The sequence below is a fragment of the Flavobacterium amniphilum genome (assembly GCF_023634845.1).
In the GTDB taxonomy this organism is placed as follows: domain Bacteria; phylum Bacteroidota; class Bacteroidia; order Flavobacteriales; family Flavobacteriaceae; genus Flavobacterium; species Flavobacterium amniphilum.
The window spans coordinates 196,574-216,566 of sequence record NZ_JAMLJL010000003.1; the positions used below are offsets into that span (position 1 = coordinate 196,574).

At 37.7% G+C, this 19,993-nt stretch carries 20 protein-coding genes and 2 tRNA genes; 13 read left to right on the forward strand and 9 right to left on the reverse strand.

The genetic code is table 11. From position 1 onward, the window contains the following. Positions 1 to 11: 11 nt before the first annotated feature. The gene (locus tag NAT51_RS04595; RefSeq protein ID WP_250595808.1) at positions 12 to 311 is read right to left on the reverse strand and encodes a hypothetical protein; all 300 of its coding nucleotides are present in this window, start codon (positions 309 to 311) and stop codon (positions 12 to 14) included. A 252-nt stretch (positions 312 to 563) separates the two neighbouring features. Between NAT51_RS04595 and NAT51_RS04600 the strand changes: the two genes are divergently transcribed. From NAT51_RS04600 to NAT51_RS04625, 6 genes are all read left to right on the forward strand, one after another. After that, positions 564 to 956, forward strand: a complete 393-nt coding sequence (locus tag NAT51_RS04600; RefSeq protein ID WP_250595810.1) for a DUF1801 domain-containing protein — start codon at positions 564 to 566, stop codon at positions 954 to 956. Positions 957 to 1,062: 106 nt separating this feature from the next. Next, entirely contained in the window at positions 1,063 to 1,380 is a 318-nt protein-coding gene (locus tag NAT51_RS04605; protein ID WP_250595812.1) for a hypothetical protein, read from the forward strand. Positions 1,381 to 1,393: 13 nt separating this feature from the next. Further along, positions 1,394 to 1,885: a hypothetical protein gene (locus tag NAT51_RS04610; RefSeq protein ID WP_250595814.1), complete on the forward strand. Its 492-nt coding sequence runs from the start codon at positions 1,394 to 1,396 to the stop codon at positions 1,883 to 1,885. A 149-nt stretch (positions 1,886 to 2,034) separates the two neighbouring features. After that, positions 2,035 to 2,676: a hypothetical protein gene (locus tag NAT51_RS04615; protein ID WP_250595816.1), complete on the forward strand. Its 642-nt coding sequence runs from the start codon at positions 2,035 to 2,037 to the stop codon at positions 2,674 to 2,676. 129 nt (positions 2,677 to 2,805) lie between these two features. Further along, the gene (locus tag NAT51_RS04620; protein WP_250595818.1) at positions 2,806 to 3,264 is read left to right on the forward strand and encodes a hypothetical protein; all 459 of its coding nucleotides are present in this window, start codon (positions 2,806 to 2,808) and stop codon (positions 3,262 to 3,264) included. A 102-nt stretch (positions 3,265 to 3,366) separates the two neighbouring features. Beyond that, positions 3,367 to 4,242, forward strand: a complete 876-nt coding sequence (locus NAT51_RS04625; protein ID WP_250595820.1) for an alpha/beta fold hydrolase — start codon at positions 3,367 to 3,369, stop codon at positions 4,240 to 4,242. Between the two features lie 36 nt (positions 4,243 to 4,278). On the opposite strand, the gene NAT51_RS04630 is transcribed toward NAT51_RS04625, so the two are convergent. Both NAT51_RS04630 and NAT51_RS04635 read right to left on the reverse strand, forming a co-directional pair. Next, the gene (locus tag NAT51_RS04630) at positions 4,279 to 6,042 is read right to left on the reverse strand and encodes a flavin monoamine oxidase family protein (protein ID WP_250595822.1); all 1,764 of its coding nucleotides are present in this window, start codon (positions 6,040 to 6,042) and stop codon (positions 4,279 to 4,281) included. Continuing rightward, the gene (locus tag NAT51_RS04635; protein WP_250595824.1) at positions 6,032 to 7,252 is read right to left on the reverse strand and encodes an FAD-dependent oxidoreductase; all 1,221 of its coding nucleotides are present in this window, start codon (positions 7,250 to 7,252) and stop codon (positions 6,032 to 6,034) included. The genes NAT51_RS04630 and NAT51_RS04635 overlap by 11 nt, the downstream gene beginning before the upstream one ends. Before the next feature lie 166 nt (positions 7,253 to 7,418). Between NAT51_RS04635 and fabD the strand changes: the two genes are divergently transcribed. The 3 genes from fabD (at position 7,419) to NAT51_RS04650 (ending at position 8,970) form a co-directional block, all read left to right on the forward strand. Further along, on the forward strand, positions 7,419 to 8,288 hold the full coding sequence (fabD, locus tag NAT51_RS04640; protein ID WP_250595826.1) for an ACP S-malonyltransferase: 870 nt from the start codon (positions 7,419 to 7,421) through the stop codon (positions 8,286 to 8,288). Between the two features lie 86 nt (positions 8,289 to 8,374). Then, positions 8,375 to 8,626: a hypothetical protein gene (locus NAT51_RS04645; protein WP_250595828.1), complete on the forward strand. Its 252-nt coding sequence runs from the start codon at positions 8,375 to 8,377 to the stop codon at positions 8,624 to 8,626. A 140-nt stretch (positions 8,627 to 8,766) separates the two neighbouring features. Then, positions 8,767 to 8,970 (forward strand): hypothetical protein, encoded by a 204-nt coding sequence (locus NAT51_RS04650; RefSeq protein WP_250595829.1) that lies wholly within the window; start codon positions 8,767 to 8,769, stop codon positions 8,968 to 8,970. A gap of 53 nt (positions 8,971 to 9,023) precedes the next feature. Here the strand turns inward: NAT51_RS04650 and galE are convergent, their stop codons facing one another. Then, positions 9,024 to 10,043 carry a UDP-glucose 4-epimerase GalE gene (gene galE / locus NAT51_RS04655; protein ID WP_250595831.1) on the reverse strand — a complete coding sequence of 340 codons (1,020 nt, stop codon included), beginning with the start codon at positions 10,041 to 10,043 and terminating at the stop codon, positions 9,024 to 9,026. A gap of 72 nt (positions 10,044 to 10,115) precedes the next feature. Continuing rightward, a complete protein-coding gene (locus NAT51_RS04660; RefSeq protein ID WP_250595833.1) occupies positions 10,116 to 11,243 on the reverse strand; it encodes a DegT/DnrJ/EryC1/StrS family aminotransferase in 1,128 nt (375 codons plus the stop codon). 154 nt (positions 11,244 to 11,397) lie between these two features. On the opposite strand from NAT51_RS04660, the gene NAT51_RS04665 reads away from it, so the two are divergent. From NAT51_RS04665 to NAT51_RS04680, 4 genes are all read left to right on the forward strand, one after another. Next, positions 11,398 to 12,642, forward strand: coding sequence for a 3-deoxy-D-manno-octulosonic acid transferase (locus NAT51_RS04665; protein WP_250595835.1), 1,245 nt, complete (start codon positions 11,398 to 11,400; stop codon positions 12,640 to 12,642). Positions 12,643 to 12,649: 7 nt separating this feature from the next. Then, positions 12,650 to 13,588, forward strand: a complete 939-nt coding sequence (locus NAT51_RS04670; RefSeq protein WP_250595837.1) for a hypothetical protein — start codon at positions 12,650 to 12,652, stop codon at positions 13,586 to 13,588. Between the two features lie 181 nt (positions 13,589 to 13,769). Continuing rightward, positions 13,770 to 15,917, forward strand: a complete 2,148-nt coding sequence (locus NAT51_RS04675; RefSeq protein WP_250595839.1) for a S46 family peptidase — start codon at positions 13,770 to 13,772, stop codon at positions 15,915 to 15,917. 194 nt (positions 15,918 to 16,111) lie between these two features. Beyond that, positions 16,112 to 16,336, forward strand: coding sequence for a hypothetical protein (locus NAT51_RS04680; protein ID WP_250595841.1), 225 nt, complete (start codon positions 16,112 to 16,114; stop codon positions 16,334 to 16,336). 71 nt (positions 16,337 to 16,407) lie between these two features. Here the strand turns inward: NAT51_RS04680 and NAT51_RS04685 are convergent, their stop codons facing one another. The 4 genes from NAT51_RS04685 to mutS all read right to left on the reverse strand — a co-directional run bounded on the left by NAT51_RS04685 (position 16,408) and on the right by mutS (position 19,915). Continuing rightward, positions 16,408 to 16,773, reverse strand: a complete 366-nt coding sequence (locus tag NAT51_RS04685) for a YegP family protein (RefSeq protein WP_250595844.1) — start codon at positions 16,771 to 16,773, stop codon at positions 16,408 to 16,410. A gap of 214 nt (positions 16,774 to 16,987) precedes the next feature. Next, positions 16,988 to 17,072: transfer RNA gene (locus tag NAT51_RS04690), tRNA-Leu, on the reverse strand. Between the two features lie 22 nt (positions 17,073 to 17,094). Next, a tRNA-Gly gene (locus tag NAT51_RS04695) sits at positions 17,095 to 17,167 on the reverse strand. A gap of 141 nt (positions 17,168 to 17,308) precedes the next feature. Beyond that, a complete protein-coding gene (gene mutS / locus NAT51_RS04700; RefSeq protein WP_250595846.1) occupies positions 17,309 to 19,915 on the reverse strand; it encodes a DNA mismatch repair protein MutS in 2,607 nt (868 codons plus the stop codon). Positions 19,916 to 19,993: the final 78 nt, after the last annotated feature.

Below are 19,993 nucleotides of genomic sequence, written 5' to 3' on the forward strand. Positions count from 1 at the left end.
ATCCCGGTAGTTTATGGAAGGATACTGGCTTCACCCACCGAAATCTTAAGCCGGAACGAAGGCTGTACTTTTAGCTCTTCCAGCGAAATATAGGAGAGTATGTCTTCCCTGATTTCTTCTTTTTTAGCTGTTCCCGCAAAAGAGGAAATGATTTCAACCGCTTCATTCAAGGAACTGAACAATATCGTATTAGCTGACTCAGTATCTTTTTCCATCAGTTCTATACTGAATGACTTGACCGCATTCACATCCAAAGTCTGCACTTCTTTGTATAAAATTTCTGCGAACCGTTCTTTTTTCTCCTGCATCATGGCCTGTTAGTTTTGATGGAGCCAAATTATGTCAAAAAGAAATTTCGCACAATCGCCAATTTCGGGGATTTTTTCCTCACTGTTTTTAAGGATGCCGCCGGAAAATCTGTGGCAATTTCGTTTTCGAAAACCATTTTGCCACAAAAAGTGTGGCAATTTCATTTTTGATTTTCTTTTTGCCACAAAAAAATTACTTCTCTCTTCGGTAAAAAAAATTCTTTTTGTAATTTTAATACTACAAAAAACATTAACATGGATTTAGATACGCGTCTGTACAACAACAAACAGGAACCCGAAGAACAATTCATCTGCGATACACTGGCCAAAGAAATCAACAAAGGGCTTCCGGAAGCAGAAAACAGGATCTGGCACGCCCATCCGGTGTGGTTTTTGGACGACAATCCCGTTGTCGGGTACAGCAAACTCAAAGCCGGTATCCGTTTGATGTTCTGGAGCGGCGACAGTTTTGACGAACCCAGATTAAAACCCGGCACCGGAAAATTCAAAGACGCTTCCATTTTATATACCGAAGCCGAGCAAATAAACACCGAAGATTTGCAACGCTGGCTGGAAAAAAGCCGCACGATCCAGTGGGATTATAAAAATGTCGTGAAACGGAAAGGGGTTTTGGAACGGTTGAAGTAATTATTATATTTTTTAGGCTTCCCGTATAAAAATATCCTTTCAACGCACACCTCAGCATCTGAAAAATAAATTTACTTTTGTGACCGTATAAACACAATGGTAAATAATGAAAGTTGTACTGACTCTTCTGGCATTTCTCATGCTTGTACTTTATGCTCCGGAAATGCCTTTCATGCCACACTACCAATACAGGCCTGATATGTGGCACCTGTTTTACACGATGGTTACTTTTTGTACAGCTCTTATAATTTGTTTTCTCTGGGCAATTATAAGAAGACACCAAAAAGAAAATTTCATTCTGATTATCTCGCTTTCCGTTGGCTTTTTACTGTTGAACCAAAATAACGGCAATTGGTCTGTCACCGGATATTGCAGTATCGCCATTCTGTTTTTATTTTTGTCGGCCAACTCATTTCCAAACTAAAATCCTATTAAAAATGACTGTTAAATTTGAATACATAGAATTTGAAATCACAGATAATGCAAAATTTGATGATCTGAAAAAAGTCTATGCATTAATCGCCGAAGCAAAACTTGCGGAAGAAATCAAACCACATGAATATTGGCTTACCGTTTTTCCGGAATATTCGGTAAAACATTTTTATATCAGAAGTAACCAATTGAAACCTGCATTTGAAACTGCTGAAAAAAATGATGGCGTTTGGCCTTTCGAAGGAATTGTCGACCATTTAGTTGAAGACATGGATGTTGAATACCTGGAATGCACCCGGGACGGAAACAAAGGCCGCATCGAATTTGATGCCTGGGGTTATCCGTACGGAGGAGTCGGCGGTTTGATTGTATTCCTGAATTCATTTGGCTGCAAAGCCACAGTAGCTGATGAAGGGGGCCTGTTTTTCAAAATAAAATGGGAATCTGAAAATGTTTTTTCATACATCGAAATGCCGCATCCACACAGAAACAATTAACCCTCATTAAAATCATACAAGTTATCCGGTTCACTTTTGATCCGGATTTTTTTTTTACTCTCTCCCAACCTTTACAAAAAAATAGTCATCATTATATATGATGGTCGTCGCATCATCAGGAATAAATGTCAAATATTAATCTCCGTAAGATGGAAACTAAAACCGCCTATATCGAATTTGAAGTTGGAGATGAAGAGAAATTCAACGACATGAAAAGGGTTTACGAAGTAATCGCCGAAGCAAAAAACACAGGAAAACCAAGACCGGATGAATTTTGGCCGGACGTATTCCCTGACTATGCTTTAAACTGCTTTTACATCCGCAGCAAACGCTTCGCGGACCGGAACGAAATTACAGAACGAAATGATTTGATCTGGCATTTTGAAGGCATAATCAATCATTTACAGGAAGACATGGACGTCAAATACCTGGAGTGTAGTAAAACCGGAAACAAAGGCCGTATCCGTTTTTTAACCGGAAGTTCCAACTATGGCGGTTTTACGGGACTGGTTATGTTTTTGAATTCTTTTGACTGCAAAACTTTAAAAGTTGACGAAGGAACCGAACTTTACAAAGTGTATTGGGAAACCCAAAAGAAATTCTCTTTCAGCTGCATCGACAGAACCTTTGAGAATCTTCCGCGGATAGCCCAAAAGAAACACTTGGAAAAATCAGGAAAAGAAGAAAGAAGTTTTCGTCAGAAAAACGAAAGCAATGGCATTAAATTGAAACTCCACACCTTTGTGGATAATCTCTTTCATATAAAATCTTTTATGCAAATGGGAAATTGATTTTACTGGGTAACAAGTTGGCGCAATGATTTTTTTATCGTGAAATTAATGTAGCTAAGGTTAAACTTTATTACTTTAGCTACCCCATTTGCTCATTCATTTTCAAAATTAAAATACAAGCCCAAAACAATGATTAAAACAAAGTTTGTTTTACTTTTTTTTTCAGTTCTTGCCATTATCCTGTTCCCTTTTTCTTTTATTTTATCCGAAAATATTTTTTTTACATCTATAGCTCCGGGCTGGGATACTTCTTTTTCAAACGGTTATCTGCTTGCTACTTTTATCAAATTCATACTTTTACTATTGGCCATAAGCGGGTATTGGATACTTTCAAAAAACAATCCTGCGGTAAGCCGTACGTTAGTTGGCACACACCTCTTAACAACAATTCCTTCGGTTATTAATGCTAAATTTTCACTCCTGAACTTAGTCGATTTCGAATCAGGGAATATGGAAAAGATCAACAACAGCATTGAATTCTTCGTTGTTATTATTGTATGCCTGAATGTGTTGTTCTTAAGCGGACAGATTTATTTTTGGTTTCATTTTTTTAAAATCAGAAAGACTTACAGGCTACATTTCAGTTGAAAACACAACAACGGTAAAAAAATACCTGATTTTAATGATTCCAAATTACAACTGAATTGAGTAAGTTTGGTATACCGATTTATACCGAATCCGGAATTGTTTATGAGAACCTTACTTTTAGCAACATTGGCAGCTTTGATGATGACAGGCTGCAATAAAACCGACTCCAAAAAAATGGCAAACCCAACCAATACCGAAAGCGCGGGCCATTATGCAACCGTGAACGGACTCAAGATGTATTATGAAATTCACGGCAAAGGCTATCCGCTGGTTTTAATCCATGGAGGCGGCTCGACCATTGAAACGACTTTCGGCAAAGTGATTGGGGAATTTGCCAAAACGCATCAGGTGATTGCTGTTGAGATGCAAGCGCATGGGCGTACCTCCGACAGAAATTCGGAACTGACTTTTGAACAGGACGCCGATGATGTGGCTGCACTGCTTAAAAATCTGAACATTGAAAAAGCAAATTTCTTCGGATTCAGCAACGGCGGAACGACAGCTTTACAAGTTGCCATCAGACATCCCGAAGTCGTTAACAAGATAATCGCCGGTTCTGCTTTATGCAAACGCGATGGTGTCCCAGTACAATTCTGGGATTTTATGAAACAGGCACATTTGGACAATATGCCGCCACAATTGAAAGAAGCTTATAAAAAAGTAGCGGAAGATCCTGACGGCTTACAGGTAATGCACGATAAAGACGCCAAAAGAATGCTTGACTTCAAAGACATTCCTGACGCACAGATTAAAGGAATAAAAGCACCAACACTGATCATGATTGGCGACAAAGATGTTATCACAACGAAGCATGCCACCGAAGTTCATACCCTTATTCCAAATTCACAATTGGCCATCATTCCCGGCGGTCACGGAGAATACATAGGAGAAGTAACAACTCCGCAACATGACGATCTTATTGCTGCGACAATATCCGTCATCAATAAATTTTTGAGCGAATCCATTACCGAAAAATAAAAAAACGGAGCTTATCGCTCCGTTTTATATTCTATGTTACCATCCCAAATAATAATCAGGACTTAACCAATACGGTCTTGGCAACCCGAAATAATCCTGCAGCATTTTTTCGGCTACACAGAAAGCGCCTTCTACCCAGCCTTGCTGATCTGAATAGGCTTCCCCAATGATATGTATGGTTTCTGTAGCTAACGGTTTACGCATATACGGCATTACATCTTTTACTTCGAATCCGGCTTTCCAGGCGTGATATCCGGCACCAAAAGGCGCATCGGTCCAATCTTTAAACCAGGTTACATAAGGTTCCGGAATTTTTACAGTTTCACCGTGCAGTTCACGAAGCTGGTTCATCAGTTCGTTCACCATCATTTTAGTGGCCTGCACATCATTTAATTCCTGTAGCTCCAGCAATGAAGCCGATTTGTTTGACCGTACCTCAAAAAGGACTTTATCATCAGATAGCGCTTTCCAGAATGTTTCGGTTGACATATCTCCGTAACTTCCCAAAAGCATCGAATTGTCATTCGTTTCATCAGTCCCGAAATAATAACACTGGCGCATTGGTAAATCAGTAATCGAATGTCCTGAATCGATATTCAATTCCTTCCACCAAGGATACTCAAATCCCATTAAGATTTTAAACGCCGGCTCTTTAATAACCGAACGGATATTCTCATTCAGCTCCTTTCTTTCATTGATATCAAAGAAGAAATTATTTTGATCCAGCAATTCCAGTGATTGCCTTGGCATACCCAAAACGATGGTATTGGCATAGACTTTCCATTCCGTATTCGTTGGCAGATTAAGGAAAACCAATTCATATTTGTGTGTCGCACTGTTCACATGGTCTTTATTGAAAGTCAGCAATTTGTTTTCAATCCAGATGGCAGCACCTTCTTCTTCCAGATATTGATTGGCCAAAGCATAAGCTATACTATCATACCCTTCCTTAATGGTTTTATAGGTTGGATTCGCCGAAAAATCCCCAACCATATAAGGAAATGCTTCCGCTGAATTCCAGTTGATGGTATTGGAGTAATAACCTCCTGCATTAGCTAAGAAATCGTAACCTTCCTGCGAAACCTGATCTTTGATTAAGTTCCAGAAACCGATGTCGTTCACTTTTCTTCCTTCGTAAGGCGAACCTTTGAAGCAATAACGCAATACCGGTTTCACCTGATCCCAGTCCCAACTGGTCAGTTTAAAAGTGTAATCATACGGTGAATCCTGACTTACTTTAGTACTGTAATTTTTTACAAACCAAGGATCGGCCATTAATACGTCGTAAATAATTTTATTGAACAACTGATCAGAACTAAAGCCTAAATCATCATCATTCAGGTAATAACGTGTAATGAATTTTTCTCCTTTGCTTTGTGCCACATTCCACACATCCTGCTTGGTTCTTTCTTTTCTGAGATACATCAGTAAATCAGAAGGATTTCCCATCGGGAACGGAACCGGGACCATTGGATAATCCAAAACTTTTTTACGTTTTTCAGGATCTTCTTCAGTTAACGGATAACCTTCGATTAATGTGGTCACGATTTCCTGCGAAGTCAGGTAACGCATTCCTCCCAATTCTCCCCAGAAATTCATTCCCGGCATAACAACCGATTCCAGACGGCCTGCAATCTTATTGTTCATATCAAAAATCTGCAGTTCGCTCCCCGAATATTTTTTATCAGTGGTCAAACGGTAAGCACTGTACAAACCTGAAGTTCCGGCTCCTATGACAGCCACCTCGATTTTCATATCGGGCGACATTCCGTTATTTAATGGTATATTTTTATTGTTCATATTGTTTTGTTAATTGCAATTGTTTGTATTCCCTGAAATAATTTTGTCCCAATTGGAACGGCGTGATATCAAAATCGGTTTTGCCGTACATCGCCAGATCGGCAAGAATTTTACCTAAAAACGGAGTGAACTTAGCTGCCCAACCGGTAGCGTAGATAACAACGTCTTTGTGATGTGGAACATAAGCCGGTGCAAAATCGATGATTAATTCCTTATTCGGGATCGAACTCAATGCCACCAGACAGGTCGAAGTATAATACGGCTTCGGATCCATTCCCGTCATGTGGTTTTCAACCCATTGTGAAGTATAAGCCAATTCCTGTTCATTCGGGATAAGCGTTCTTCCATTTGGTTCTTTTAACGGATTGATCACAAAATCGGGAGCAGTACGAATGTAGCCCGGATGATCCCAATCAACTTCCGGAAAACCATAAAACTGATTCCCGTTTTCGCCTTCGGCATTTTGGAATACAAACCAGGTTGGATACTGAATATCCGGATCTGTTTTTTTGAAATAAGCCGATGACATATTCCAATAGGTCGCTTTCACATCAAATCCCAAAAGATTTGTCGCGCTGTTCATGTACGGACCGGGTGTCAGCACAATTTTCTTTGCATAACTTACTCCATTGGGTGTTGTGATCTGGAATCCGTTCTCAACCTCCTTAATATCGGTAACAGGAGCTTCTTCTTCCAGTGTGACGTGCTCACTTTTCAACGCAAGGTCGTACAACGTTTGGATAGTAGCCCTGAAATCGATACTGGCTCCGTCTTTTTGGAACAAACCCGTATATTCTTTCGGTAAATTTTTAAAATGGAAGCGTGATTCAATTTCTTCACATGTCAGTGATTCATAGGGTACATTTAATTCCTGTAATGCTTTCTCTGCTTCGGCAATATTACCTTCGGTTGAGTGCACTGTAGGATCCCCAAACCATAACGTACCCACTTTTTCCAACAGTTTCTTATCGGTGTACGTTTGGAGTTCATCCCAATAAGGTTCAGAATCCAATGCCATCTGCACCATATAGGCATCCGGATAGGGTATCCTGAACTGACGTGAAACGCCGGCGGAACTTCCTAATTGGTTTTTAAAAGTAAACTGTTCCAAAACCAGGGTTTTGACTTTTCTCTTGTTAAGATGGAACGCCGTGGCCAGCCCCATGGCCCCACCGCCAATCACCACTACTTCGTATTCGTTGTTTGACATATTTTTTAATTTGTTTGTTCTCCAAATTTCAAAATATTAACCAAAATGCAACCCCGTAAAACTACCTGATTTCAATTTAATTATTAAGTTTAATCTGATAAAAAGACTAAAAAACCGATTCTCCAAAAAAAGTGTATTTTTGCTTTACTAAACTAAATTGATTAAGATGAAAGCATACGTATTTCCCGGTCAGGGAGCCCAGTTCACGGGAATGGGTAAAGAATTATATGAAACTTCAGAAGTTGCCAAAGAATTATTTGAAAAAGCGAATGACATTTTAGGTTTCAGAATCACAGACATTATGTTTGAAGGAACAGCAGAGCAATTAAAGGAAACGAAAGTTACCCAACCGGCTGTATTTTTACATTCTGTGATTTTAGCCAAAGTACTGGATGTAAAACCGGACATGGTTGCCGGTCATTCACTTGGAGAATTTTCCGCTTTGGTAGCTAACGGAACTTTATCGTTTGAAGACGGATTGAAATTAGTTTCACAACGTGCTTTGGCAATGCAAAAAGCGTGTGAAATTACACCTTCAACAATGGCGGCAGTATTAAATCTTGACGACAAAATTGTGGAAGATATTTGTGCTTCAATTGACGGGGTTGTGGTTGCTGCCAATTATAACTGCCCCGGTCAGTTAGTGATTTCCGGAGAATTGAAAGCCGTGGAAGAAGCTTGTGTAAAAATGAAAGAGGCCGGAGCCAAAAGAGCCTTGATTTTACCGGTAGGTGGTGCTTTCCATTCCCCAATGATGGAACCGGCAAGAGAAGAGCTTGCAGCTGCAATTGAAGCTACAACTTTCAACACACCAAGTTGTCCGGTTTACCAAAACGTTCCGGCAAGTGCCGTAAGTGATGCCACAGAGATTAAAAAGAATTTGATCATTCAGCTGACAGCTCCTGTAAAATGGACACAATCCGTACAACAGATGATTGCTGACGGAGCACAATCGTTCACAGAAATTGGTCCCGGAAAAGTTTTAGTAGGATTGGTCAACAAAATCAACAATCAAGTCGAAACTATTTCTGCATAATTGTTAATTATTTTTTGGAATTAATACTATTTTTTTTATATTTTGCATAAAATAATCGTATTATTAATTCTTAAAACCCTAAAACAATGAAAAAAACAATTTTAAGCTTAGCTTTCATAGCTGCTTTAATGACATCTTGCAAAGAAAAAACACAGGAAGAAGCAACAGAAGCTGCTGATGCAGTTGCAACTGAAATGACTGATGCAGTTGATTCTGCAGCAGCTAAAACGGGAGAAGTTGTAGATTCTGCTGCCGCTAAAACTGCCGGTGCAGTTGAAGCCGGTGCTGCAAAAGTAGAGGAAGCTGCAAAAGAAGTAAAAGAGGACGCAAAGAAATAATCTGAACGCTAATCGCAATACAAAAAAACCGGGCTTTTCCCGGTTTTTATATTTTTAGTGTGAAAAATTTTTTTTTTGAAATATATTTCCATATTTTTGCCGCCGAAATTCAATATTATTAATTCTAAAAACACAAGAAAATGAAAAAAACAATTTTAAGCTTAGCTTTCGTAGCTGCTTTAATGACATCTTGCAACAAAAAAGAAGAAACTGCTACTGAAGCTACTGCAGAAACTGTTGATACTGCTGCTACTGCTGTTGATACTGCTGCTACAACTGTAGACACTGCTGCTACAACTGTTGACACTGCTGCTGCTAAAGCTACTGAAGAAGTTAAAAAATAATTTTTAACAGCTTTTACAAAATAAAAAAACCGAGCAATGCTCGGTTTTTTTAATTATATGTTATTCCTAATTTTCTTCTCCCATTTCCAGGCACTACCCAAAGCATCTTCCAGGGTCAATTGTGCTTTCCATCCCAAAACCTGATTAGCCTTATCTGTATTGGCATATACTTCCGTCACATCACCGTCACGTCTGCCAACAATTTTGTAAGCCAATTTTTGTTCCGATACTTTTTCAAAAGCCTTAATCACTTCTAAAACTGAACTTCCTTTTCCTGTTCCAATATTAAAAACCTCAACCTTGTCCTTATTTTTCTTTTCTATTAAGCGTTTCAATGCCAATACATGCGCCTTGGCCAAATCCACCACGTGAATATAATCCCTGACAGCTGTTCCGTCAGGCGTAGGATAATCATCACCAAAAACAGACAATTCCTGGCGCAAACCAATAGCAGTCTGCGTAATAAAAGGAACTAAATTTTGGGGAACACCCAAAGGCAATTCGCCAATCTCAGCAGATGGATGCGCTCCTATAGGATTAAAATAGCGCAACAAAACTGCATTAATTCCGGAGACCGCTGAAACATCCCAAACAATTTCCTCACCAATTTGCTTGGTATTTCCATATGGTGAAAAGGCAGGTTTTACAGACGCCTTTTCAGTAATAGGCATATCATCAGCCTGTCCGTAAACCGTACAGGAAGAACTAAAAATAAAATTTGCTTCGGTCTTTTTCTCCAACTCCTGAAGAAGATACACTAACGTATTAATATTATTTTCATAATACAGTAACGGATTTCCCACACTCTCCCCTACAGCTTTACTGGCTGCAAAATGAATGACGTGGGTGACATCAGTATGTTTATCAAAAAAATCCTGCACCGAAACTTTATTCTTCAAATCAAGATTCTCAAAAAAAGGCTTCTTTCCGGTTATCTTCTGAATACCATCCAGAACATCAATTGATGAATTGGAAAGATTATCAATCACCACAACCTCAAAGCCTTCATTTTGTAGTTCAACAACCGTATGTGAACCAATAAAACCCAACCCCCCTGTTACAAGTATTTTCATTGTTTTTTTTAAAAGTAAAAGAGAAAAGAAAACTTTTATTCAAGCCCGTCTTTTCTCTTTTTCATATTTTCATTATACAAACTCAAGAACCGAATCAGTTATAAATTTGATCTGCTCATCATCTAACTCAGTATGCATTGGCAAAGCAGCGACTTCTTTCACTAATTGATTTGTGACCGGAAAATCGGCTTCAGCATACCTCGAATCGACATAAGCCTTCTGACTGTGCAACGGAATTGGATAATAGATAGCACAAGGAATACCTTTAGCCATCAAATGCTCCAAAAGCCCATCACGTTTTCCGTTTGTGATACGGATTACATATTGATGAAAAACATGATCATCACCATTCATATCAAATTCAGGAACCACTATATTAGGATTAACCGAAAGTGCCTGATTGTATTTATATGCTGCCTCTCTGCGGGCTGCATTGTAAGCATCCAAATGTGGTAGCTTAGCCTTCAACACACCTGCCTGAATACTGTCCAAACGGGAATTCACTCCTACAACATCATGATGGTAACGCACATACATCCCGTGGTTCACAATCCCTCTCAGCTTATGCGCCAAAGCATCGTTGTTTGTAAAAATTGCACCTCCGTCACCATAACATCCTAAATTTTTAGAAGGGAAGAAAGATGTAGCTGCAACATGTCCGATTGCGCCAACTTTCACTTTCGAACCGTCTTTAGATGCATAATTTGCACCAATAGCCTGTGCGTTATCTTCAATCACAAACAAATTGTACTCATTTGCAATTTCCATTATAGCATCCATATTGGCTGCGCGCCCAAACAAATGCACCGGAACGATTGCTTTTGTTTTAGGGGTAATTGCCTTCTTAAGCGCTTCAATTGAAATATTCATGGTATCCATATCCACATCTACCAAAACAGGCGTTAATTGCAATAAAGCTATCACTTCAACAGTTGCAGCAAATGTGAAATCGGCCGTAATAACCTCATCTCCGGGTTTTAATTCAAGCCCCATCATGGCAATTTGTAATGCATCTGTACCATTTGCACACGGAATAACGTGTTTTACACCTAAATACTTCTCTAAATCTGCCTGAAACTGGTGCACCAAAGGCCCATTAATATATGTTGTAGTATCTAAAACCTCCTGGATTGAAGCATTCACTTCATCTTTTATTTTATCATATTGACTTTTCAAGTCAACCATTTGTAATTTTCTCATTATAAAAAGAGTTAAAATAAATTAAGCTTAAAACCTATACGTTTCGGACAAAACACACCTTGTCAAAAGCAAGAACAAAAATAGTCATTAATTTACATAGTCTGCAATGAATTTCAATATAGAAAATGTATTTTAGCAGGACAAAATCAGAAGCATGTTTTTTGCATACAACCTAATAGTCCAACTCACCGGCTTTATCCTCAAGATCATTGCGATTTTCAGTCCGAAAATCAAATTATTCGTTAACGGAAGAAAAAATGTTTTCACTACACTTTCCTCTGCCATCAAACCAAATGACAAAACCATCTGGTTTCATGCCGCGTCACTTGGAGAATATGAACAAGGCCTCCCGGTGATGGAAAAAATCAAAAATAAATTCCCAAATCATAAAATAGTACTGACTTTTTTTTCCCCTTCAGGTTATGAAGTCCGTAAAAACAATCCCATTGCCGATGTAACGGTTTATTTACCACTTGACACCGCATCCAATGCCGGAAAATTTATTTCAATCGTGCATCCGGAACAGGTATTTTTCATCAAATACGAATACTGGCCGAACTATCTAAACGAGCTGAAAAAGAACAAAATCAAGACTTACCTTATTTCAGGAATTTTCAGGGAAACCCAGACATTTTTTAAATGGTATGGCGGTTTTTACCGAAAAGCCCTGAAAACTTTTGATTATTTTTTTGTACAAAACGACTCATCAAAAGAATTATTGCAAAGCATCGGCTTTACAAATGTCAAAACATCAGGAGATACACGCTTTGACCGGGTGGTTTCCATTTTAGAAAGAGACAACACATTAAACTTCATTGAAGAGTTCTGTAAAAATCCGTTCCAGGAATTTAAAATGACAACAATTGTCATTGGAAGCTCATGGCCAAAAGATGAAGAATTACTGGTCAACTACATCAACAGAACTTCACACCGGTTGAAATTTATCATTGCACCACACAACATTAAACCAGACCAAATCGCTGATCTGAAATCACAAATCGCAAAAAAGACTGTTCTTTTTTCTGAAATGGAAGGCAAGAATTTGGCAGATTATGATGTATTCATCATCGACACTATAGGAATTTTGACCAAAATATACAGTTATGCCGACATCACTTACGTAGGAGGCGGATTTGGAAACCCGGGCGTTCACAATATATTGGAACCGGCTACTTTCGGTTTGCCAATTATAATCGGCCCCAATTATTCCCATTTTGCCGAAGCAACTGCTTTAGTCAACATGGATGGTTGTACCACTATAAAAAGCCAACAGGAATTGAATCAGGCCTTTAACTTATTGGTTCAGAATCCAGATGAACGATTTGAAAAAGGACACATCTGCAGCACTTTCGTCCAAATGAATAAAGGAGCAGCTGATAAAATTTTAAATTCCATTTAATCAAATTATGAAAAAAATATTTTTTGTGTTTTTTCTTGCAATTATATGCTGCAAAAATGAAGAAAAACAAAATTCTCAACACACAACGAAGACTGATACAACAAAAGTTGTTGCCAAACCCCAGAAAAAAGAAAACATCAACGAATTATTCGAGAAATTCATCATTGCCTTTAATTCCAATGACTACAAGAAGCTTGACCAATTTATTGATAAAAAAACAGGATGTCTTTTTTCCTACAAAGACGGATACTACCCTATTCTTACTTTCAGCACTTCCTTTAAAGATAACTTCGACTGGTTTAATGACGAAATTTCCACCAATATAGTCCATAATGATTCACCTGAGTATTTAGGAGATTTAGAATTTAAAAAAAATGGATTCTTTTATGAGGATTATAAAAATAAGTTTTCTTTTGATCATTTTGACAATGCTTATGTAAATCTACCTGAAGAAACCTTCCAGTCAAACAAGTCAATAAAAAACAAATGTAACTTTAAGGGAAGTGGAATCTCTACAAGCAAAAGTATCGTTTACGAGTTTTACTTTTCAATATATGAAAACTCAATAAATCTGGTTGCCATTGATTATTATCATGTCCCGGATGCTTCCTATGCTGATCCGGAAAAGAAATTCATTGCCTTTAATTCAGTAAAAGATATTCAAAATTTCATCAATAAGAAAAAGGTATTCAAAGACACCTCAAATAATGCTTTTGTCAACTTTTCAAAAAACGAAATAACCTATTATGATTTTGGAGATAATCCAATTCAATTTTCATCATACAAAATCAACAAAATAGAAAGTATTAATTCCAAAATCAAATTTTGTACTGTTGATTTAATATTTCCCGATGAAGAAACAGATAACTTCACATTAACACTTTCCAACAAAGGCGTTTTACATAGAGCACCGATGGGAGTCAGACCACCATATCAATATGAATAAAAACAAAAGCCTCATTTCTTAACAAAAACTTAAAATAAAACATAAACAACTCTAAAATTGTAACTTGCGCTACTATTAAATATTAATTATGAAATCGCCACAAACAAAAAAGTTTGCCAAAGCAAACACCAAATAAAAGGCGATAACATATGACAGACAAAAGAATAATAACTATCAACATATGAAATTTTTACGACTACTTCTTATTTTATTCGTCGCTCCATTATTCGCCCAACAAGGCGGTATGTGGGTCCCTTCATTACTAAAAGGAATGAACGAAGCCGAAATGAAAAACCTGGGTATGAAAATCACAGCCGAAGACATTTATTCGGTAAACAAATCCAGCTTAAAAGATGCTGTTCCCCACTTTGACGGTGGCTGTACGGCAGAGGTGATTTCACCTAAAGGATTAATCCTGACCAACCACCACTGTGGATACGACAACATTCAAAGCCATTCAACGGTTGAGCATGATTACTTAACTAATGGATTCTGGGCATACAAAATGGAAGAAGAGCTACCAAACAAAGATTTATTTGTTACTTTCATTGTACGTATAGAAGATGTTACCTCCAAAGTAACCGAAGGAGTAGCGTCTTTAGCAACCGAAGCTGAAAAACAAAAGAAAATACAGGAGAACATTGCCACTTTAAACAAAACACTTCCGAAAGAATCATGGCAGGAAAACCAAATCAAAACATTCTTTGACGGAAACCAATATTTATTATTTGTAACTGAAACTTTCCGCGATGTACGTTTAGTGGGTGCTCCGCCAAGCTCAATCGGGAAATTCGGGTCTGACACAGACAATTGGGTTTGGCCACGTCACACAGGAGACTTCTCTTTATTCCGTATTTATGCTGACAAAAACAACCGTCCGGCAGAATATTCAAAAGACAACGTTCCATACACTCCTAAACATTTCTTCCCAATTTCATTAAAAGGAATTCAGGAAAACGACTTCACAATGGTAATGGGATATCCGGGAAGAACACAGGAGTACTTACCGTCATTTGCGGTTGAGCAAATTGTGAACGAACTAAATCCGGCTAAAATAGAAGTCCGTGATGCTGCCTTAAAAGTTCAGGACGGATTCATGCGTAAAGATAATGCGATCAAAATCCAGTATGCTTCTAAATATGCTTCAGTAGCTAATTACTGGAAAAAATGGATTGGTGAAACCAAAGGTTTGAAAAAATCGGACGCTCTAAGCATCAAGCAAAAATTCGAAAAAGACTTACAGACGAAAATTGAAAAAGCAGGCAAACAAGCCGAATACGGCAATATTCTGAACGAGTTCAAAACAAATTACGCCAATATCAGAGAATATGCATTAGCAAGAGACTATTTCACAGAAGTAGTACAACGCAATACTGAAATTTTATCTTTTGGATTCCGCTTGTATCAATTGGAACAAGTATACAATTCCAAAGGTGAACAGGCATTCAACGACCGAAAAAACAACGCCATCACTACTTTTGAAGGTTTATACAAAGACTTCAATGCTAATGTTGACGAAAAAGTATTTGAACAGTTAATCAATATCTACGCGACAAAATCACCAAAACAGTTCTTACCTTCTACATTACAAAACATCAATGCCACGCAATTAGCTTCAGATATTTTCAAGAATTCAAAATTAACTTCTTACAATGGATTAAAAGAATTATTGAACGGAGATGCCAAATCAGTTATTGAGAAATTAAACCAAGATAAAGGTTATGCATTGGTGAAATCAATTTCAGATGTTTATATTAAAAATGTTTTCCCAAGGTTTGAAGAGATGAACTTAAAAAACATCGCTTTACAACGCACTTATATGAAAGCTATTTTAGAATTAAGCCCGAAATCGGCCCGTATTTTCCCTGACGCAAACAGCACACTACGTATTACTTACGGAAAAGTAAAAGGTTACAAACCGGCTGACGCAGTCACTTATACACCAATCACATATTTAGACGGAGTAATTGAGAAATATATTCCTGGTGATTATGAATTTGATCTTCCGAAAAAACTGGTTGATTTATACAACACAAAAGATTACGGCAGATATGCAGATAAAAACGGGAAAATGCCAGTAGCCTTCATTGCAACAAACCATACTACCGGAGGAAATTCAGGAAGTCCTGCTTTAGATGCCAATGGAAACCTTATCGGATTGAATTTTGACCGTGTTTGGGAAGGAACTATGAGCGACATTTATTACAGCCCTGAAATTTGTAGGAACATTATGGTTGATGCCCGATACATTTTATTCATTGTGGATAAATTTGCAGGCGCTAAAAATTTAGTGGAGGAGATGAAATTAATTCTTCCTTCTAAGAAATAAGATCCTAATAGACAATTATTTAAAGCGGATTCTAAAATTTAGAATCCGCTTTATTTTTGGCACGCAATTTGTAGAATACTACACAACGGTAAAAGTTTGGATTTTTAAAAAAAATATTTAAAAAAAATATTTCATATCAAAAAATTTATATCTTTGCCACGAATTAATAATTAACCTTTTATAATTTAAGTAAGATGAAAAAAGTTGTTTTAAGCTTAGCATTCGTTGCTGCTGTTTTAGTTTCTTGTAAAGATCAAGCTGCTGAGGCTACTACTGAGGCTCCAGTAATGGAAGAAGCTGTTGAGGCTACTGCTGAAACTGTAGATTCTACTACAGCTACTGCAGATTCTACTGCTGCTCCTGCTGCTGACGCTGCTGCTACTGATGCTGCTGCTCACACTGAAGAAGTAAAAAAATAATTAGATAATATCTAGTTTTTAAAAAGCTCCGCAATGCGGAGCTTTTTTTTATTCCCCTTCTTTTAGAAAGATCAATCTTGAAAGACATCAATTTCAGGAAATACAAAATCATTAGTAGAGAAATCCAATAATTCAGAATTCGCACCAGATCTTATTATCTCATCAATACCTCTTTGCATTAAAAGCTGCGTGGTATATTTACGGCTTGTCGCCATTTCTTTCTTATCCACAATCAACCGAAAGTAAAACTTACCACTCGAGGTCTTAAACCGCATAAAAATCGCCTCTGGAAGCGAATTTTTCAACACTTCAATCTCTTCTTCACACTCAAACCGCAATTCATAACTATTACTCGTCAGAATCGTTTTCCCTTTTCGGGAAACAAATTCAAACTTGTAATCGTCATTACTACGCTTAGTAATAACAAAAACCCCCATTTATTTTTTAGTTTGGATAATTAAGAATAATTGAAAATGAAATGAGTAAAACCACTTCCCATCCATTTTTCAAGCAAGGCAATTTATAGATAATTTACGAAGTAATACCCATTTCAGCCAAGAATGTATTCACAAAATAAAATACAGACTGTTTATAATTTGTCAGTTGATTTACAAAAACAAAAAAGCTCCTAACTTACGCTAGGAGCTTTTGTACTCAAGGCGGGACTTGAACCCGCACGAACGAAATGTTCACTGGATTTTAAGTCCAGCGTGTCTACCAATTCCACCACTCGAGCAAATATTTTAACTTGGTAGTCGAGCGAAAAACGGGGTTCGAACCCGCGACCTCAACCTTGGCAAGGTTGCGCTCTACCAACTGAGCTATTTTCGCATTGCGTCTTTTTAAGAACTTCGCCATACTTGTTCCGTATTGCGAGTGCAAATATACAACAAGAATTTACTTCTGCAAGAACTTTTTAAAAAAAAATCACATCATTTTTTTAAGCAATTGAATAGTAATAATTTACAAAAATTATTTTTTTGAAATCATCCGCTTAATTTCATTCAATTTCATCAAAGCCTCAACAGGAGTCAGTGTATTGATGTCTAAACTCAAGATTTCTTCCTTGATTTCTTCCAAAAGCGGATCATCTAAATTAAAAATACTCAACTGCATTTCATCTTTATCCGACTTAATTCCGCTTAACGCTTCCGCCGAATGGTTCTTTTCCAGCTTTTTTAATATTTTCCCCGCCTTCTGTATTACTGTTTGCGGCATTCCGGCCATTTTTGCCACATGGATACCAAAACTGTGGGCGCTTCCACCTTTTTCCAGCTTACGGATAAACAATACCGTATCCTTCAATTCCTTAACCGATACATTATAATTACGGATTCTTGGTAAACTTTCGGTCATCTCATTCAGTTCATGATAATGCGTCGCAAATAACGTTTTAGGCTGTGCCGGATTTTCATGCAGGAATTCGGCAATAGCCCACGCAATGGAAACACCATCATAGGTACTGGTTCCCCGCCCAATTTCATCCAAAAGCACCAGACTTCTGTCTGATATATTATTCAAAATAGAAGCCGTTTCATTCATCTCAACCATAAACGTAGATTCTCCCATTGAAATATTATCACTGGCACCTACCCTTGTAAAAATTTTATCCACGACACCCATCGTTACTGACTCTGCCGGCACAAAACTCCCCATTTGGGCTAACAACACAATCAATGCCGTTTGTCTTAAAATAGCCGACTTACCTGACATATTCGGTCCGGTAATCATAATCACCTGCTGTGAATCCCTATCCAGATACACATCATTGGCTATATAAGGAACTCCGATTGGCAATTGCTTTTCAATTACAGGATGACGGCCGTTTTTAATATCCAGCTCAAACGAATCATTAAGCACCGGACGCACATAATTATTATCAATCGCCTGTTGCGCAAAAGAAGCCAGACAATCCAATTGTGCAATTAAGTTCGCATTTAACTGCACTGGCTTAATATAAGTAGCAACCCAACCCACCAATTGTTCAAACAACTGACTCTCCAATTGCTGTATTTTTTCTTCGGCACCTAATATTTTGGATTCGTATTCTTTTAATTCTTCCGTAATATAACGTTCAGCATTTACCAACGTCTGTTTTCTGATCCATTCCGAAGGAACTTTATCTTTATGTGTATTTCTTACTTCAATATAATACCCAAATACATTATTGAAGGATATTTTCAATGAAGGTATCCCTGTCGCTTCCGATTCTCTTTTTTCAATAGCTTCCAAAAACCCTTTACCGGTATTGGATATATTACGCAACTCATCTAATTCAGGATTCACTCCAAAAGCAATCGCGTTTCCTTTATTAATGGAAACCGGCGCATCCTGATTCAAAGTCGTTTGTATTTTTTCACGCAACAAATCACATGAATGTAAACTGTCACCAATTACTTTTACAGCTTCCTGCGGACTTTTAAGTGCCAACTCCTTAATAGGGATAACAGCATCTAAAGACTCTTTCAGATAGATAACCTCACGAGGCGAAATCCTTCCGGCTGCCACTTTGGAAATCAAACGTTCCAAATCGGAAATTTGTTTAATCTGATATTGGATTTGCTGCAAAATATCCTGGTTATCCTTCAGGTAACCAACCACTTCATGACGGTCATTAATTTTATTACTGTTTTTTAACGGTAAAGCCAACCATCTCTTTAACAGCCTTCCACCCATTGGAGACAAGGTCTTATCAATTACATCCAGAAGTGTAACCGCATTCGGGTTATAACTGTGGTACAATTCCAGATTACGGATGGTAAAACGATCCATCCACACATAAGCATCTTCTGCAATACGGTGAATTGATGTGATATGCTGTATTTTATTATGCTGTGTTTCAGATAAATAATACAAAACAGCTCCAGAAGCAATAATTCCGTGGATCATTTCTTCAATTCCAAAACCTTTCAGGGAATTTGTCTGAAAGTGATTGGTCAGTGTTTCTGTAGCATAATCTTCTTTATACACCCAGTCTTCCAAATAAAAGGCATGGAAATTTTCACCGAAAGCTTCTTTAAAATCATTTTTATTTTGTTTGGGAACCAAAATTTCACTCGGACCAAAATTCTGTAACAATTTGTCAATATATTCTTCATTACCTTCCGAAGTCAAAAACTCACCGGTCGACACATCCAAAAAGGCAACACCCAATTGTTTTTTACCGAAATAAACAGAAGCCAGGAAATTATTTGATTTGGAAACCAAAACCTCATCATTCATTGAAACTCCAGGCGTTACCAATTCGGTTACTCCTCGTTTTACAATTGTTTTGGTCATTTTAGGATCTTCCAACTGATCACAGATTGCAACCCTAAGTCCGGCTTTAACCAGTTTAGGCAAATAGGTATTCAAGGAATGGTGCGGAAATCCGGCCAAAGCAGTCTCCGAATCACTTCCTGCGCCACGCTTCGTAAGTGTAATTCCTAAAATTTTCGAAGCCCTGATGGCATCTTCCCCAAAAGTTTCGTAAAAATCCCCTACACGAAACAACAGGCAAGCATCGGGATACTTGGCTTTTATCTCATTATATTGCTTCATTAACGGGGTTTCTTTCGGAGTTTTTTCTTTTGCAGACAAAATGTAATGGTTTTAAAAATACAGGCGACGAAATTAATTATTTTTGGCCTAATATTTGCTTAAAATATTTAACAACAA